The sequence below is a fragment of the Corynebacterium sp. CCUG 70398 genome (assembly GCF_024454055.1).
In the GTDB taxonomy this organism is placed as follows: Bacteria; Actinomycetota; Actinomycetes; order Mycobacteriales; family Mycobacteriaceae; genus Corynebacterium; species Corynebacterium genitalium.
On sequence record NZ_JAGPYZ010000011.1, the window covers coordinates 17,215 to 32,364 of the forward strand.

Genomic DNA, 15,150 nt, shown 5'->3' on the forward strand with positions numbered 1-15,150 from the left:
GATCGGAGGGAATGCGGCGCCCACGCGAAAAACCCCAGGAACTCCGCAGTGCGGAGTCCCCGGGGTCGTGGTCGCCGGCGTGGACGAGGTCGGACGGGTGGCTGGCTAGTCCATCTGCAGCACCGTGCGCAGCTCTGCGAATGGTGCGGGGCAGACGGTGTGGGTGACGGTCTTTCCGCGGCGGGTTTTGGTGAGTAGGCCGGCGTCGGTGAGCTTCTTCAGGTGGTGGGAGACCGTGGGTTGGCTCAGGCCGGATTGCTCGGCGAGTTCGGAGACGCTGATCGGGCCGCAGCCGTCTTCGGCGAGCTGGGAGAGGAGCCGTAGGCGGGCTGGGTCGGCGAGCACTTTGAAAAGCTGGGCGTAGCGGTCGGCTTCCTCGTCGGTGAGTGGACCGGCGCCCAGTGAGCAGCAGGCTGTTGGGTCTGCTGCTGCTGGTGGGATGTTCGGGGCGGCCATGATTCTCACTCTTTCATATTGACAGGGATCAATAATAGCCTTACGTTTCGTATTGATAGTCGTCGATACGAAAGGTGGGCTATGTCCGACCCAGTTGCGGCGCGGGAACCTGCGCGCATGTCATTTCTCGACCGATTTCTGCCTGTGTGGATCATTCTGGCCATGGCGCTGGGGCTTGGGCTAGGGAACTGGTTCCCTGGGCTCAGCGGGGCGCTGCAGGGCATGGAGGTCGGCGGGATTTCTCTGCCGATCGCGCTCGGCTTGTTGGTGATGATGTACCCGCCGCTGGCGAAGGTGCGTTATGACAAGACCAAGGAGATCGCCACGGATAAGCGGCTCATGGCGGTCTCTATCGTCCTCAACTGGATCGTTGGCCCGGCGGTCATGTTCGCTCTCGCGTGGATCTTCCTGCCCGATGAGCCTGCACTTCGCACCGGCTTGATCATCGTGGGCCTCGCCCGATGCATTGCCATGGTGCTTGTATGGTCGGATCTTTCGTGTGCTGACCGTGAAGCCACTGCGGTGCTGGTAGCGATGAACTCAGTCTTCCAGGTACTGATGTTCGGCGTGTTGGGGTGGTTCTACCTGCAGATCCTGCCTGAGTGGCTGGGGCTGTCCACCACGTCCGCGAGCTTTTCGTTTTGGGTCATTGTGTCCTCGGTCTTGGTTTTCTTAGGCATTCCGCTGCTCGCAGGTGTTCTGTCGCGGATCATTGGGGAGAAGGTGAAGGGGCGCGACTGGTATGGGGAAAAATTCCTCCCGGCGATTTCTCCGCTCGCGTTGGTCGGCTTGCTCTACACCATCGTTCTGTTGTTTTCCCTCCAAGGGGAGCAAATCATGTCCCGACCGTGGACGGTGGCACGGGTGGCCGTGCCGTTGCTGATCTACTTCGTCGGCATGTTCTTCATCGGGCTTGTCGTGTCCAAGGCATCTGGGATGGGCTACGCGCAGTCCGCGTCGGTGGCGTTCACCGCGGCGGGCAATAACTTCGAGCTGGCCATCGCTGTGGCTATCGGTACCTTTGGTGCCGAGTCCGCGCAGGCGCTTGCGGGAACGATCGGCCCGCTCATCGAGATTCCGGTTCTGGTCGGTCTCGTTTACGTCATGCGGGGGATCGGCCCGAAGCTGTTCCCCGGTGACCCGACCCTGCCTGAGCGGCAAGAGTCGCCCGCGCGTGCATCGGCAGCGAGTTCATCGGTATAGAAAGGATGCATGATGTCACCTACTCCCAAGATCCTGTTCGTCTGTGTCCGCAACGGCGGGAAATCCCAAATGGCTGCTGCTCTCGCGGAAAAGCACGCGGGGAAGCGGCTTGAAATCCACTCGGCCGGCACCGAACCCGGAACGTCGATCAACGCGGAATCTGCCGCCTCGCTGGAAGAGGTCGGCGCGGACATGTCCGACGGGCACCCGAAGGCGGTTGACCCGGAGATCCTCCGCACTGCAGACCGTGTTGTGGTCATCGGTGAGGAAGCGCAGCTGGACCTGCCCGATGATGCCCGCGGGACGATGGAGCGTTGGGTGACGGATGAGCCGTCGACACGCGGAATTGAGGGCATGGAGCGAATGCGGCTGGTCCGCGACGACATCGACGCGAAGGTGCGTGGGCTGATTGCTGACGTGCTCGGCGAGTGACGGAGCTGCCCGTCAGCGGTCCGCTATAGGTGGATGACTTCCACCCCGGACCATTTCTCCGCCAGGTATTCCGCCGCAACGAGTCGGTGGCATGTGGACGGGTCCGCCTCCGAGCACAGCAGCGCCGCACGGTCGAACGTCGCCTTGGTGGGCATCTTGCGGTCGTCGAATTGCTTGCGGAGCTTCTCGGCGAACTCGTCGAAAGGCAGACCCTCCTTGCGGTAGGCGTGCATGAGCTCCTCACTCGGGGCGAGCTCCAAGACGTGCTCGTAGTCGATGCCCGCAATGACATCGAGGAACCACGCGAGGTCGTCCTGTTTGGTGAAGCCGGCGAGCTGGTTCGTGTTGTGCCGGCGGATGTCCACCACCCGCTTCACGCCGTTGTCGCGCAACAAGTCGAAGAACTCCTCGGCGCTCTTTTTCGAATAACCGACAGTGAACAGCTTCATGTCCGACATGGCGCCCAGTGTAAGTCCAGCGGCGGGGTTGCGGAGCGGGTGCAAAACCGCAGGAACTCCGCAGTGCGGAGTCGGCGGAGCGTCTATTGCTGTTGAACTTCCTGGGTGCGGTGGTGATGCTGCGCGCGTTACCTCGATGTCCCGATACTCTGGACCCCATGACAGTTCAGGACATTGCCCGCATTGAATCCGAGGTCGCCGAGTACTGGAGCGACGTGCGCCATGTGGAGACAGCATCCTCGACGAATACAGAGCTGCTGGCGTCGGGGGAGCCGGGCCACGTGCTCATCGCGGACCGGCAGACGGGTGGCAAGGGCCGGCTCGGCCGGGTATGGGAGGCGCCGGCGGGAGCGAGCCTGCTCATGTCGGTCGCGGTGGAACTGAAGCACGTCGAGGATGTCGGCCTCGCCAGCCTAGCTACCGGCCTGGCCGTGACGGATATCATACCGAACGCCCAGCTCAAGTGGCCCAACGATGTCCTACTGAACGGCAAGAAGTTCTGCGGCATCCTCGGAGAGATCGACGTAAACGGCGACAACACCATGCTGGTCATGGGCCTTGGCCTCAACATCGCGTGGCGTGCGGAGGATCTGCCCACGGACTGGTCCACGGCGCTCAGCCTCGAAGGCATCACTATTGAGTGGGACTCATTTGTCATCGACCTGCTGCGCGCGCTCGGCGAGCGGCTCACCCAGTGGCAGAATCGCGACGCGGTGCTTCTAGGTGATTACAGGGCAGTCTCGGCCACCATCGGCCAACGCGTTCGCTTGTCGACGGCGCAGGGTGACGTGGAAGGGGTCGTCGACGACGTCGATAAGCATGGCGAAGTAGTCGTGGATGGGGTGAGCTACTCGACTGGCGACGTGACTCACCTGCGACCCGCCAACTAAACTCCCTGACGTGTCCAAGATCAAGCTCGGTAGGGGAGAAGTCGTCCTGGCGGACATGGCGCCGCCGATGACGACGCTGGTGTTCCCCTTCCTCGAGCTGATCGTCATCACCGCCCTGTCGTGGATGGCAATCGGATGGATGGACGTCAACAGGGTGGATGTAGCTTTCCGCAACGGTGCCGTGGCGGTGTGGGCGGTGCTCGCCCTGTGGCGGTTTGTGTTTCCGCTCGTGCGCTCGCGCCGGCAACGCTTCGTGGTGACTAACAAGCGTGTCCTCTACATCGGCCGCGGCCGGACCGAGTCGATCCCGTTGGCGCAGATCCGCGGTGCCCGGCGTTACCGGGGAGGCATGAGCATCGCCGTGTTCGGTTACGGGCAGCCGGTCTACTTCCCCAACGTGGGGCGCTCTAAACGGGTGGAGGAGCTCATCCACCGGCAGCTGCTTTAGCTGGAAGCTCTCCTTTTCCTTGGGTCGTCCCTCAAGATTCCGGGGATCGGGTCGTTGGAAGAGTAGTGCTCGAGCACGGCCGGATCAAGACAATTGAGAAGCTCAAAGATTTCCTTTCGCAATCTACCGCAGTCAATGTCAATTAGGGACTCTTGGTGGCCGATCCGGTTCCTAAGCAAGTTGATCCGGTGCATCAAGAAACTTGCTCGATCGGGATCAATCGGTCTGGGGCCCGCAGAAAGCGCCGGCTCAGTAATGGCCTCGTAGACCCTTGTGAGATCGTTGTATCGAGTCTCATCCGGAAAGAACTTGACTTCCCCGTCCGGCTGCGTTTCGGGGGAGCGGTAGAAGAAGTTTTCCTTCCACTGAGTCAGGGTCACCTGAGCAATCAGGTCATCCCGCGTAATTGGCTCCCCCATGCGGGGATGTTGCCCTCCAATTAGGCCTTCACCACTATCGCGTAGCTCCTTGGCTTTCGCTGCCTTGCCTTTAGCTGAGTTAGCAATGGACGCGCTCACTTTGGAAAGCGGCTCACGAACATTGTCCTTCGGCTCCTTGATCCACTGCTTATTGCTAGGGGGAGTGACTGAATCGCTCCAAGCATCAATTGCATCGCAAAGCTTGTTCCTTAAAACGACCTCGAAAAGCGAAATCAAACTCCACATCGCGGCAGATAGTCTCGAATCCCACTTGTACAAACTCAAAGCCCGATCAGCGTTGTTTCCCGTCTGAGCCAAATACTTCGCAGTGCGCTCTTCACTAAGCGCGCTCAGAACTAGCTTGCCGTGCTCACTGCCGTGCATCCGATTTCCCCCTTCGAACCGATGCGTCTCTTGATTTTCCTCGACTACCGATCTATTATCTTATGTTGAGAGAGCACAGGGGCCGTATTGGCCCTTTGGATAGCTCCAGCCGAAGGGGTCACGTCCGAATACCGGTCCTAGAACCGAAGCATCGGAAGGGATCCCTTCACTTATTTCCGCTCCCACCGGCAGCTGCTTTAGCTTTTCACCTCAGTGTCGTGGATCTGCTGGTCCAGATCCTCCGGTGAGAGGTTGCCCGCGGCGAAGTCGGCCGTCAGCGGCAGGTGGAGTTCGATGTCCGTGGCGGGGCAGAGCTCAATCACGGCCTCATGAACGGTGTAGTCCAGCACGTGGCCGCCGGTGGTACGGTCCTCATCGATGAAGTGCACGTGGCAGCCCGGCACACCAATGCCCTTCGCGTAGCCGGGGGTGCGGAAGCCGCCGATGATGCCGCAGACGTTTTCAAACTTGATTTCTTTGTCGTCGGCAACGGCGTCCTGCATCGGCGGGTAGGGTTTCTCCTGCTTGGTCACCGTGCGGGTGGTCACGGTGTCGAAGCTGCCGGTAATGCGCACAGCGTGCAGGTAATTCCCGGACGGCTGCAGCTCGTCGATGAATGCGGATAGCTCGCTGCGGCGCATCCCCTTCGGTGCGTCGGCGACGATCTTCGGCACGAAGTTGGTCACTTGCCCGAACGGGCTCTTCTGATCCAGGTCGGCGATGGTGGCGGAGCCGTCGCCGCGCAGCTGGTAGCACGTGCCGTCCAGGATGATCATCTCCCCGTCGAGGGCGTCGAAGGTGCCCAGGCCGAAGTTGCCGCGAGACAGCATGTCGCCGATGGTGAGTTCACCGTCATAGATGCCGTCGAGAAGCGCGGACATGAGGGAGTTTTGGAAAATCGTGTGGCGGCCAATCGTGGTCATAGGCCCGATGGTAGCCATGCGAGGCGGTTGGGGACGAGGGGTGCCGGACTGCGCCATGGAACTGCGTAGGACCCATCCCGAACTGAGTCACCCCTGTCACATAGATGGCATTGTGTCCCGCGCGCCTAGTTGTGGCTGCTGTGGCGCATGGGACTGAGTTCGGGATGGGGCCTACGCCGCCCTGGATGGCATACCGAAAGCAGGTCCAGCGCTCGTCGGGCGGGCAGGCTCACTAGAGTGGACAAGCGTGAGTGACGCAGCGAACAGAGACCCCCAGGGAATGCCCATTCTCGCCGTGATCGGCGATGGCCAGCTTGCCCGGATGATGCACACCGAAGCTATTGAGCTGGGCCTGAAACCCCGGGTGCTCGCCAGCTCCGCCGACGCGTCCGCCGCGCAGGTTTTCGGCGACGTGGTCATCGGCGATTACACAGTGCTTGACGACGTCAAAAGAGTCTGCTCCGGCGCCGCCGCCGCTACCTTTGACCACGAGCATGTTCCTAATGAATTCTTGAATGAGCTCATTGCCTCCGGGGTGAGCGTGCAGCCGCAACCCCAGGCACTCATTTACGCCCAAGACAAGCTGGAACAGCGCCGCAAGATGGCAGAGATCGGGGCGCCAGTCCCGGAGTTCGCGGCCATTGAGAGCGTCGAGGATGCGGAGACCTTCTTCGACTCGGTCGAAGGCGCGATGTGCCTCAAGGCCACCCGCGGTGGGTACGACGGCCACGGTGTGTGGTTCCCGAAGTCGCGGGAGGGGGCGGGTGAGCTCGTCGATAAGCTTTTGGCAGACGGCACCCCGCTGTACGCGGAGCGCAAGATCGACTTTGACCGCGAACTCTCCGCGATGGTCGCGCGCACCCCGTCCGGCGAGATCCGGGCGTGGCCGGTCGTGGAATCCCGCCAACGCGACGGCATTTGTGTGGAAGCGATCGCGCCTGCGCCGAACATGGCGCCGGAGATGGCCACTTACTGCCAAGAGCTGGCGATGAACGTGGCTGAAGAGCTGGGCGTGACCGGCGTGCTCGCCGTGGAGCTGTTCGCGGACGGTGACAGTGTGATTGTCAACGAGCTGGCTATGCGCCCGCACAACACCGGCCACTGGACACAGAACGGCTGCGTGACTAGCCAGTTCGAGCAGCACGTGCGCGCAGTGCTCGATTGGCCACTCGGTTCGGTGGAGATGACCGCGCCGTTCACCGTCATGGTGAACACCCTCGGCGGAGAGACCGAACCCGCGGAGCCGATGGAGGAGCGCGTCGCCGAAGTCATGCGCCGCTACCCGGAGGCCAAAGTTCACCTCTACGGCAAGGGCTACCGCCCGGGCCGCAAGATGGGCCACGTCAATGTCTCGGGCCATGAATTAGCCACAGTGTTGGAGACGGCGAAGGCGGCCGCAGAGATCATCGTGAAGGGAACAGGAGCGTAGATGGAACCGCAGGTAGGCATCATCATGGGGTCCGACTCTGACTGGGACACTGTCGCCCCGGCGGCGGAGGTCCTCGCGGAGTTTGAGATCCCGTTCGAGGTGGGTGTCGTCTCCGCCCACCGCACCCCGGAGCGCATGCTCGCCTACGCCAAGGATGCGCACACCCGTGGCCTGCAGGTCATCATTGCCTGCGCGGGCGGGGCAGCGCACCTGCCGGGCATGGTGGCGGCCGCGACGCCGCTGCCGGTCATCGGCATCCCGCGCGCTCTGGCGGACCTGGACGGTCTCGACTCGCTGCTGTCTATCGTGCAGATGCCCGGTGGTGTGCCCGTGGCGACTGTCTCCATCGGTGGGGCGAAGAACGCCGGCCTGCTCGCTGCGCGCATCCTTGGTGCAACCGACCCGGCGGTGCAGCGCAAAATGGTCGACTACCAGGAGAACATGGCCAAGGACGTCGAGCGCAAAGACCAGGCCCTGCGCGAGCGTCTCCTCGGCGGTGAGTAACACCTCGGGCCGCGACCCGTTAGTCGTACTTGGCGCCCGCATTATCGACGGCCGCCCCTCCCGCATGCTCGAAGCTCGCCTCCGCACAGCTACCGAGTACGTCGCGTCCCACGGCCGGCGGCCCGTCGTCGTATCCGGTCATGGGGAAGCTGCCGTCATGGCTGCGTGGCTGGCCGACAACGGTGTCGATGCCCGCGACATCATCGAAGAGCCTTTCGCCACCTCCACCAATGAGAACCTGGAACAGTCGTGGGCTCTGTTCCCGGACGCGCGGCGGCTGATCGTGGTCACCAACGGGTTCCACGTCGCCCGGGTACGCGTGTGGGCGGCGCACCTCGAGGTGCCCGTGACAGTGGTGGCTGCGCCGACGCCGGGAAAGTCCCGGTTGAAGAACTACGCCCGCGAGATTGTGGCCACGCCGCACTCGGCGGCGCGGGTGGTGTGGCGCAAGTACGTGCGGCGCCGCTACGGGCGCTAGCCGGTTTCGGTTAGCTGAGCGTCTCCGTGACCTTCTCTGCCTCCATGATCTGCTCTACGCGCTCGGCGGACGCCACGCCTGCAATGACCACGACGGACCCGCCGGCAGCCAGCGGGCACATGATCCGGCGCTCGAATTCCGGGCCCGTGGTCCAGCCGGGGACCAGGTAGCGCTCGGGGCCGTCCTCTGGGAGAACCCAGCTGTTCAGATCGTAAGGGTTGTCATAGAACTGGTCGCCGTAGAACCGCACCGTCGGGCCGAAGTCGACCAGCCCCGGTGGGAGAGTGCCGCCGGATTCGACCACGCCCCGGCCGAATGGGTCGTTGGAGACCACGACGACATCCGGTACGCCGTCCCAATCCTTCGCCCGCTCAACGGTGGTGAACACGAGTCTCGGACCCGCAGAGGACTGGTGCTTTTCACGGTTGACGTCCACATACGGGCTCAAGCCCGCGTTGTATATGCCTACCGGGATGACTGCCGCCTGCCACGACACTGGCAGGTCCACGATGATGGTCGGGGATTCCCCGAAGGGATCGTGGGGGTCGAGGTCGAATTCGTCGATAAGCATGTTGGCAATCTTGTTGGCCCAGTTGTCCAACGTCATCGCCGAGAACTCCATGCGGGTGCCTGCGACCTCGTCGTAGACGGTCAGCCTGGGGCTGGCGGGGTCGGCGGAGAGGAGGGGTGTGAGCAAGCTCATGCGCCCCATAGTAAGGATTTTCTCGGCGGGGAGTGGCCGCGGTCACGGTTGGGGCGCGTAACCCCGGGGAGCTGGAATACTGCTCGGGGTTTTCCGGAATACTGCTCAGATGAACTCGCTGGTCACAAGGTTGCAAAAAATTGCATAAGGCCGAGCAGTATTCCAGCCGGCAGACACGGTTAGTTCACGCAGCGGGGGCCGGTGCCGCCGGCGTTGAACTCTGGGGCGACCTCGGCGGCTCCGAAGTCCTCACCGGGCGTACCCACGGTCTCTTCTTGGGAGACCTCGGTGGGAGCGGCGGCGGCAGAGTCGGAGGTCGGGCCGGTGTAATCGTCGTGGATGACCACGACGACAGAGCCTGCCTCCACAGTCTCATGTGCCACGATGGGCAGGCCACCGAGTGCTTCTGCCAGCTTGACCGCTGCCGGATCACTCGGGTTAGCGGCGAGGATCTGGGACTCGAAGTACAGGCCGGGGCTCGCGTTGCTGACGCTTTCGACCGTCATGCCCTGTTCCGACAGGTAGGCACCCACGCCGCTGGCCTGGCCGGTGATCTCCCCGGCGTTGAGGACCGTCGCTGTGTAGTTCTGCACGGTATCCGGCAGGGCAGCAGCGGCGCCTCCGGAAGCGTCCTTATCTGACTCTGCAGCACCGGCACCTGCACCGGCACCTGGATCGTCTGCACCTGGCTCCGTGACACCCTCCTCGCGCGCCAGCTCATCCATGAAGTTGTGCACCTGGCCGGTATCGACGGTGACGATGGACTCGCCGTAGTCACCTACACCGTTGACGGAGGTGACAGGGATGGTCACGAAATGCACGTTGCCGGCAGCCAGGTCGGACATCTGGGTGGCCATGGACATGATGTTCCAGCCGGTGTCCACCGTCACGGAGCGTTCCACGGCGGTGGACAGCTCGCGCAGTTTCGCCGGGTTCGACAGCGTGCCGGCGGAGATAGCCTTGTTCACCAGGGAGGCCATGAACACCTGCTGGCGCACAATGCGGTCCAAGTCGCCGCGGGGTAGGTCGTGGCGCTGGCGCACGAACGCCAGGGCCTGGGTGCCGTTGAGGGTGGAGCGGCCAGCGGGGAACCTCGCACCGGATAGCGGCTCGTCCACGGCGGCGTTCAGGCAGACGTCGACACCGCCGACAGCGTCCGTGAGCAGCACGAAACCGAGCAGGCCCACCTCGGCGTAGTGGTCGACTTCGACACCGGTCAGGTCCGCCACAGCGTTGATCAGTCCCTGCTGGCCAGCGCGCGCGACCTGTTCCTCCATGGGTTTGCCTTCGTCCATGCCGTCTGCGGTGAGCTCCTCGCGCTTGTCCAGCGCGTGAAGGCCGTAGACACCGTTGATCTTCGTGTTGCCGAAGGTGTCGTCGTGGACGTACGTGTCGCGGGGGATGGATACGGCGGTGGCGCGGGAGCCGTCATTGGGCACGCGCACGACCATGATGGTGTCGGTGTTGAGCTCGCCCTCGGCCTCACCGGCGTTGAGGCGGGCGAGTTCCTCGTCAGAGAGGGGGTTGCCCTGAGCGTCCGTGCGCGAGTCTGATCCGACCAGGAGAATGTCCACGGCACCGTCGGCACCGTCGAGGTCGTTGTTGCCCAGGTCCAGTTCGGAGGCGGACAGGCTGTTGCCCAGGCGGCCGATGGAGTAGTAGCCCATTCCGGCGATAACGAGCAGCACAACAGACAACGTGGCCAGCAGGCCCTTGACGGCCGGGTGCCCTGCTTGGGAGATGTCCCGTGCACGCGACGGAGCCGCCTGAATGTCGCGCACAGGCCTCAAGTGCTCACTCACGAATCGTCTCGCCCCTTGTCTCGAATTAGCTCAGAAGTATACGGTACGGGCCCGCCAAAACTCTTCCCGCGCGCGGTAAGCTGCCCCACTGTGACCAACCCCGAAACTCCGCTGGCAGTGATCACCGTGACCTACTCGCCGGGCAGGCATTTGCCGGCGCTAGTGGAATCGCTTGCCGAGGCAACCGTGTTTCCCACCCGCCTCATCTGCGCGGACAACGGTTCCGCCGACGGGGTGCCGCAGGATGTCGCCTGCGCCAACGACAGCGTGGATTTCCTGCCCACAGGCGGCAACATCGGGTACGGCCCCGCGATCAATTTCGCAGCGCGCTCGCTTGTCGACGTCAAAACCGCCGGCCACATCAACCCCACCTACTTCCTCATCGTCAACCCCGACGTGGAGTTCCTGCCCGGTTCCATTGATGCGCTTATCGAGTGCGCACGGACGCACCCGGAAGCCGGGGCAGTAGGACCGAGGATTCTAGAGGCGGACGGGTCGGCGTATCCGTCGGCACGCGAAGTGCCCACGCTGGTCACCGGGATTGGCCATGCTGTGCTGTACCCGTTCTGGCCGGGCAATCCGTTCAGCCGCGCCTACAAGGCTGGGGAAGGTATGGACACGCTGCGCCGCGCTGGATGGCTGTCCGGGTCATGCCTGCTGGTCCGCTGGGATGCGTTTGAGGCGCTCGGTGGCTTCGACGAGCGCTACTTCATGTACTTCGAAGACATTGACTTTGGCGAGCGTTTGACCCGCGCCGGGTGGACGAACCTGTTCTGCCCCGATGCCCTCATCACTCACGACCAGGGCCACGCCGCGAAGAAGTACTCCGCGGTGACCACGCCGGCGCACCACGACTCCGCCTACCGGTTCCAGGCTGACCGCCATCCGCACTGGTGGGAGGCTCCGCTCCGGCTGGTGCTGTGGTCAGGGCTGAAGGCGCGCGCCCTGCTCGCCCGTGCTGTGGGGTAGCTGGGAGCTTGCTCCTATGAAGTTGCAACCGATCCGTGACAGGTTAATGCGCGGTTTTCTTGATCGATCGGGTTAGGTTGAACGCATGGTTTCTACGATTGATCCTGCGCAGACGGACGCCGTTGTTCTTGTCGGCGGCCAAGGCACGCGCCTTCGCCCGCTCACAGTCTCCACGCCGAAGCCGATGCTTCCTACTGCTGGCTACCCGTTCCTGGCGCACCTTCTTGCGCGGATCCAGGCCGCTGGCATCAAGCACGTGGTCATGGGTACCTCATATAAGGCGGAGGTGTTTGAGAAGCACTTCGGTGACGGCTCCGACCTCGGCCTAGAGATCGAATACGTTGTGGAGGAGGAAGCCTTGGGCACCGGCGGCGCGATCCGCAACGTCGAGTCCCGGCTGCGGTATGACACCGCGATGATCTTCAACGGCGATGTCCTCTCCGGTGCTGACTTGGGCCAGATCCTGACCACCCACGCCGAGCGGGAGGCGGATGTCACCCTTCACCTCGTGCGCGTGCCGGACCCGAGCCAGTTCGGTTCCGTGCCCACTGATGCCGACGGCCGCGTCCAGGCCTTCCTGGAGAAGACTGAGGCGCCGCCGACCGACCAGATCAACGCCGGCTGCTACGTCTTCCAGCGCGACGTGATCCAGTCCATCCCGCAGGGCCGCGCAGTGTCCGTCGAGCGCGAGACCTTCCCCGGCCTGCTGAAGTCCGGTGCCCGCGTCTACGGCCACGTGGACACAACGTACTGGCGCGACATGGGTCGCCCGTCCGACTTTGTCCAGGGCTCGTCCGACCTTGTGCGCGGCATTGCTCCCTCGCCGCTGCTTGAGGGGCGCACGGGCGAATCGCTTGTCGACGATTCCGCCGGCGTCGCCGGTGGCGCCATCCTCGTCGGCGGAACCTTCGTCGGCCGCGGCTCTACCATCGGCGCGGGCTGCCGTCTAGACGACTGCGTGATTTTCGACGGAGTGACCGTCGAGCCAGGCGCCATGATTCGCGATTCCATCATCGCCTCCGGTGCGCGCATCGGTGCGAACGCGCGCATCCAGGACTGCGTGATCGGCGACGGCGTGCAGATCGGCGCACGGTGTGAACTGCAGGGCGGCATGCGCATCTGGCCGGGAGTGAACATCCCGGACTTGGGTGTGCGCTTCTCCCCGGACGCGTAGCGGCACCCCAAATTAGTAGCGGAATAGTTGCTAACCCCGATTTCACCTACTACATGTAGTACCCCCGGAGTTTACCCCCGGAAAAAGCCCCGTGTTACTGGTGTGACTGGTGTGGTGCCTTACGCGGAAAATGAACCGCTTTCTCTGAGGAAACCCTCTTATTCGGCTGAGAAGAGTCAATCTCAGTTGACGCTATTTGGCACCCGCCGTTTTAATCGCATTAGTGTAATTCCACACGGAAAGCACGGAACCCACGAACTTCCAGTCGGCGACTCCAGACGGTGTCTCCAACGGTGCGATCGAAACTACTCAGAAAGGGGATGGCGTGGAAGACATGGTTGACAACGCCATTCTTCGCGGTGCGGCCGCGGGCGGAATGACCCTCGACGAACTGTTCGGCACCGTCGAGCAGGAATGGCAAGACCAGGCGCTGTGCGCCCAGACAGACCCGGAAGCGTTCTTCCCCGAGAAGGGCGGCTCCACCCGCGAGGCTAAGCGCATCTGCCAGGCCTGCGCGGTGCGCGATGAGTGTCTCGAGTACGCGCTCGAGCACGATGAGCGCTTCGGTATCTGGGGCGGCCTCTCCGACCGTGAGCGTCGCCGCCTCCGCCGCCAGATCGGCTAGCTACCACTGGAAGTCCGGGTCAATATCCCGCGGATCCAGGTTGAGGTAGTTGGCCACTAAGGCGGTCAAAACAATAGTCAACAGCTCGGCACGTTCCCGGGCTGTTTTTGCTCTGCGCTCAATGGGTGCGCGGAACACCACGAAACGCGCGCGGGTCGGATTGCCGTAGCGGTCCACGCCAGCTTGCAGGACGCGGCCGAGGGGGACCGGGCCGTCCGCGAAGATCTCATCCGGCAGAACTGCCGAAGCGCTCGCGTGCGCAGCATCCCGGCGCATCCGCATGCGCGGGATTGTGTCTACAGCCAGGTCCACGCCGGACAGCTGCGTAGAGTACGCGTTCTGCAACGGCGCGTAGGCCTCTAAGACGAGCTGGTCGAACGCCATTGAACGGGTCCGGTACCGGGGCACCGCCACCGGCAGCATAGGCCCGCGAACGCCGCGGCCATGCCGGTCCCGGCGCGGTGGCAGCCACGACGGGTCAGGCGGCGGGCCGGCTTGTGCGTCGTTGCGCTCGCCGCGCGGATCGCGCTCGCGGTCAGGGCCTGTCACGGTGGAGGACATGCCTTCAATCTAAGCCAGCCGGTCACGGGGGAGGATGGGGGCACGCCGCGTGGCGAGGGGCAAAAATCTGTCAGGCGCGCTTACACTAGTGAGCCGTGAGTACCTTTCGTCGTTGCTGCCGCCCGGGGTGCGGCCGGCCTGCCATCGCCACGCTGGTGTACGCGTACTCCGAGAAGACGGCCATTGTCAGTCCGTTGTCACCCAGCCCGGACCCGCACGCGTGGGATTTATGCCAGCGACACTCGGAGCACATCACAGCGCCGGTGGGGTGGGACATGGTGCGCATCGACAACATTGAGCTGTCTGATGAAGAAGAGCTCACCGCGCTGGCCCAAGCTGTGTCTGAGGCAGGGCGTGTGACCACTGGCCTGGTGGATACTACCCGTGACCCGATCGAGTTCGACGGCCGCGACTTCACCAACCCGCAGACCTCCAACCACCCCGTCTACCGCACCAAGCGCATCGGGGAGCACCTCGAGGAACACAGGGCTGCCCGCCGTGCGCACTTGAGCATTGTGCCGGATCCGGAGGCGGAGGCTGCCGCCGAAGAGGGGAATTAGCGGCAGGCGTTGACCGCAGCCCCGACGCGGTGGACTATGTAACTACGTAACTACAAGGAGGGTGCGGTGACGACGATTTCTTCGCGCGATTTCAACCATGATGTTGGCGCCGCTAAGCGCGCCGCTCTCGACGGTCCTGTTGTCATCACCGAGCGGGGAAAACCTTCGCATGTCCTGCTCTCGATAGAGGCATACCGGAAACTGCAGGGGGATGGATCGAGCTTTGTAAGAAAGCTACGCATGAGCGATCCAGTCGACGCTGAATTTGAAAGGGTAGATCTAGAGTTCAGGGTTCCGGAATTCTGATGTATCTCCTCGACACAAACGTTCTCAGCGAGTTTCAACGGTCCCGCCCCATGAAGGGGTGCTGAGTTGGGTCGAGTCTGTGGACCCTTTCAAACTCAACATTTCTGTTCTCACCGTGCTCGAGATCGAAGTGGGTATCTTGCGGCTATCGCGTCGAGATGAGGTCCAGGCCATGCGACTGCGTAACTGGCTGGATGAAGCCGTGTTGGATGGATTCGAGGGCCGTACACTACCGATTACGCTGGAGATCTCCCGTCGAGCAGCGCAAACACACGTGCCTAATCCAAAGCCAGCGATAGATGCCTTGCTGGGTGCCACCGCCTCAGTGCACGGGCTCACGGTGGTGACGCGCAATGTCAAGGACTTTGCAGAGCTCGGTGTGCCTGTATTCAATCCCTGGCGCGCACCCGAGCGCTGACACCGGTC

General features: G+C 63.1%; 20 protein-coding genes. 13 read left to right on the forward strand and 7 right to left on the reverse strand.

Translation table 11 applies throughout. The annotated features are described in order from the left end of the window. Window positions 1-105 precede the first annotated feature (105 nt). The gene (locus tag KBX07_RS10320; protein WP_256024046.1) at window positions 106-456 is read right to left on the reverse strand and encodes a helix-turn-helix transcriptional regulator; all 351 of its coding nucleotides are present in this window, start codon (window positions 454-456) and stop codon (window positions 106-108) included. Window positions 457-537: 81 nt separating this feature from the next. On the opposite strand from KBX07_RS10320, the gene arsB reads away from it, so the two are divergent. Both arsB and KBX07_RS10330 read left to right on the forward strand, forming a co-directional pair. Next, the gene (gene arsB / locus KBX07_RS10325; RefSeq protein WP_256024048.1) at window positions 538-1,659 is read left to right on the forward strand and encodes an ACR3 family arsenite efflux transporter; all 1,122 of its coding nucleotides are present in this window, start codon (window positions 538-540) and stop codon (window positions 1,657-1,659) included. A gap of 12 nt (window positions 1,660-1,671) precedes the next feature. Beyond that, window positions 1,672-2,091, forward strand: a complete 420-nt coding sequence (locus KBX07_RS10330; protein WP_040423403.1) for a low molecular weight phosphatase family protein — start codon at window positions 1,672-1,674, stop codon at window positions 2,089-2,091. Between the two features lie 23 nt (window positions 2,092-2,114). On the opposite strand, the gene KBX07_RS10335 is transcribed toward KBX07_RS10330, so the two are convergent. Next, window positions 2,115-2,549, reverse strand: coding sequence for a DUF488 family protein (locus tag KBX07_RS10335; RefSeq protein WP_256024050.1), 435 nt, complete (start codon window positions 2,547-2,549; stop codon window positions 2,115-2,117). A 158-nt stretch (window positions 2,550-2,707) separates the two neighbouring features. On the opposite strand from KBX07_RS10335, the gene KBX07_RS10340 reads away from it, so the two are divergent. Then, window positions 2,708-3,439, forward strand: coding sequence for a biotin--[acetyl-CoA-carboxylase] ligase (locus tag KBX07_RS10340; RefSeq protein WP_256024052.1), 732 nt, complete (start codon window positions 2,708-2,710; stop codon window positions 3,437-3,439). 10 nt (window positions 3,440-3,449) lie between these two features. Beyond that, window positions 3,450-3,887 (forward strand): hypothetical protein, encoded by a 438-nt coding sequence (locus KBX07_RS10345; protein ID WP_256024053.1) that lies wholly within the window; start codon window positions 3,450-3,452, stop codon window positions 3,885-3,887. On the opposite strand, the gene KBX07_RS10350 is transcribed toward KBX07_RS10345, so the two are convergent. Together KBX07_RS10350 and budA are read right to left on the reverse strand one after the other, a co-directional pair. Next, on the reverse strand, window positions 3,884-4,690 hold the full coding sequence (locus tag KBX07_RS10350) for a hypothetical protein (protein WP_005286156.1): 807 nt from the start codon (window positions 4,688-4,690) through the stop codon (window positions 3,884-3,886). The two genes, KBX07_RS10345 and KBX07_RS10350, sit on opposite strands and share 4 nt — an antisense overlap. A 197-nt stretch (window positions 4,691-4,887) precedes the next feature. Further along, complete coding sequence (gene budA / locus KBX07_RS10355) at window positions 4,888-5,613, reverse strand: acetolactate decarboxylase (RefSeq protein WP_156774768.1); 726 nt, start codon at window positions 5,611-5,613, stop codon at window positions 4,888-4,890. 247 nt (window positions 5,614-5,860) lie between these two features. Here budA and KBX07_RS10360 point away from each other — a divergent pair, with 247 nt between their 5' ends. Genes KBX07_RS10360 through KBX07_RS10370 form a run of 3 tightly spaced genes read left to right on the forward strand, consistent with a single transcriptional unit; the run spans window position 5,861 to window position 8,024 of the window. Continuing rightward, window positions 5,861-7,042, forward strand: a complete 1,182-nt coding sequence (locus KBX07_RS10360; RefSeq protein WP_256024054.1) for a 5-(carboxyamino)imidazole ribonucleotide synthase — start codon at window positions 5,861-5,863, stop codon at window positions 7,040-7,042. Then, complete coding sequence (gene purE, locus KBX07_RS10365) at window positions 7,043-7,546, forward strand: 5-(carboxyamino)imidazole ribonucleotide mutase (RefSeq protein WP_255994546.1); 504 nt, start codon at window positions 7,043-7,045, stop codon at window positions 7,544-7,546. Then, window positions 7,539-8,024 (forward strand): YdcF family protein, encoded by a 486-nt coding sequence (locus tag KBX07_RS10370; protein WP_005286144.1) that lies wholly within the window; start codon window positions 7,539-7,541, stop codon window positions 8,022-8,024. The genes purE and KBX07_RS10370 overlap by 8 nt, the downstream gene beginning before the upstream one ends. Window positions 8,025-8,034: 10 nt before the next feature. On the opposite strand, the gene KBX07_RS10375 is transcribed toward KBX07_RS10370, so the two are convergent. Together KBX07_RS10375 and KBX07_RS10380 are read right to left on the reverse strand one after the other, a co-directional pair. Further along, window positions 8,035-8,727, reverse strand: coding sequence for a TIGR03089 family protein (locus tag KBX07_RS10375; RefSeq protein ID WP_040423846.1), 693 nt, complete (start codon window positions 8,725-8,727; stop codon window positions 8,035-8,037). A gap of 179 nt (window positions 8,728-8,906) precedes the next feature. Next, window positions 8,907-10,529 (reverse strand): LCP family protein, encoded by a 1,623-nt coding sequence (locus tag KBX07_RS10380; protein ID WP_256024056.1) that lies wholly within the window; start codon window positions 10,527-10,529, stop codon window positions 8,907-8,909. 90 nt (window positions 10,530-10,619) lie between these two features. Here KBX07_RS10380 and KBX07_RS10385 point away from each other — a divergent pair, with 90 nt between their 5' ends. The 3 genes from KBX07_RS10385 (at window position 10,620) to KBX07_RS10395 (ending at window position 13,297) form a co-directional block, all read left to right on the forward strand. After that, window positions 10,620-11,498, forward strand: a complete 879-nt coding sequence (locus KBX07_RS10385; RefSeq protein ID WP_256024057.1) for a glycosyltransferase family 2 protein — start codon at window positions 10,620-10,622, stop codon at window positions 11,496-11,498. A gap of 85 nt (window positions 11,499-11,583) precedes the next feature. Continuing rightward, entirely contained in the window at window positions 11,584-12,672 is a 1,089-nt protein-coding gene (locus tag KBX07_RS10390) for a sugar phosphate nucleotidyltransferase (protein ID WP_005286134.1), read from the forward strand. A gap of 334 nt (window positions 12,673-13,006) precedes the next feature. Next, window positions 13,007-13,297 carry a WhiB family transcriptional regulator gene (locus KBX07_RS10395; protein WP_370687010.1) on the forward strand — a complete coding sequence of 97 codons (291 nt, stop codon included), beginning with the start codon at window positions 13,007-13,009 and terminating at the stop codon, window positions 13,295-13,297. On the opposite strand, the gene KBX07_RS10400 is transcribed toward KBX07_RS10395, so the two are convergent. Further along, window positions 13,298-13,720 carry a metallopeptidase family protein gene (locus KBX07_RS10400; RefSeq protein WP_256024070.1) on the reverse strand — a complete coding sequence of 141 codons (423 nt, stop codon included), beginning with the start codon at window positions 13,718-13,720 and terminating at the stop codon, window positions 13,298-13,300. Between the two features lie 233 nt (window positions 13,721-13,953). Here KBX07_RS10400 and KBX07_RS10405 point away from each other — a divergent pair, with 233 nt between their 5' ends. The 3 genes from KBX07_RS10405 to KBX07_RS10415 all read left to right on the forward strand — a co-directional run bounded on the left by KBX07_RS10405 (window position 13,954) and on the right by KBX07_RS10415 (window position 15,142). Next, window positions 13,954-14,418, forward strand: a complete 465-nt coding sequence (locus KBX07_RS10405) for a DUF3499 domain-containing protein (protein WP_083770202.1) — start codon at window positions 13,954-13,956, stop codon at window positions 14,416-14,418. A 66-nt stretch (window positions 14,419-14,484) separates the two neighbouring features. Beyond that, a complete protein-coding gene (locus KBX07_RS10410; RefSeq protein ID WP_005286123.1) occupies window positions 14,485-14,724 on the forward strand; it encodes a type II toxin-antitoxin system Phd/YefM family antitoxin in 240 nt (79 codons plus the stop codon). Window positions 14,725-14,803: 79 nt separating this feature from the next. After that, on the forward strand, window positions 14,804-15,142 hold the full coding sequence (locus KBX07_RS10415; protein WP_256024059.1) for a type II toxin-antitoxin system VapC family toxin: 339 nt from the start codon (window positions 14,804-14,806) through the stop codon (window positions 15,140-15,142). The last annotated feature ends 8 nt before the right edge of the window (window positions 15,143-15,150 follow it).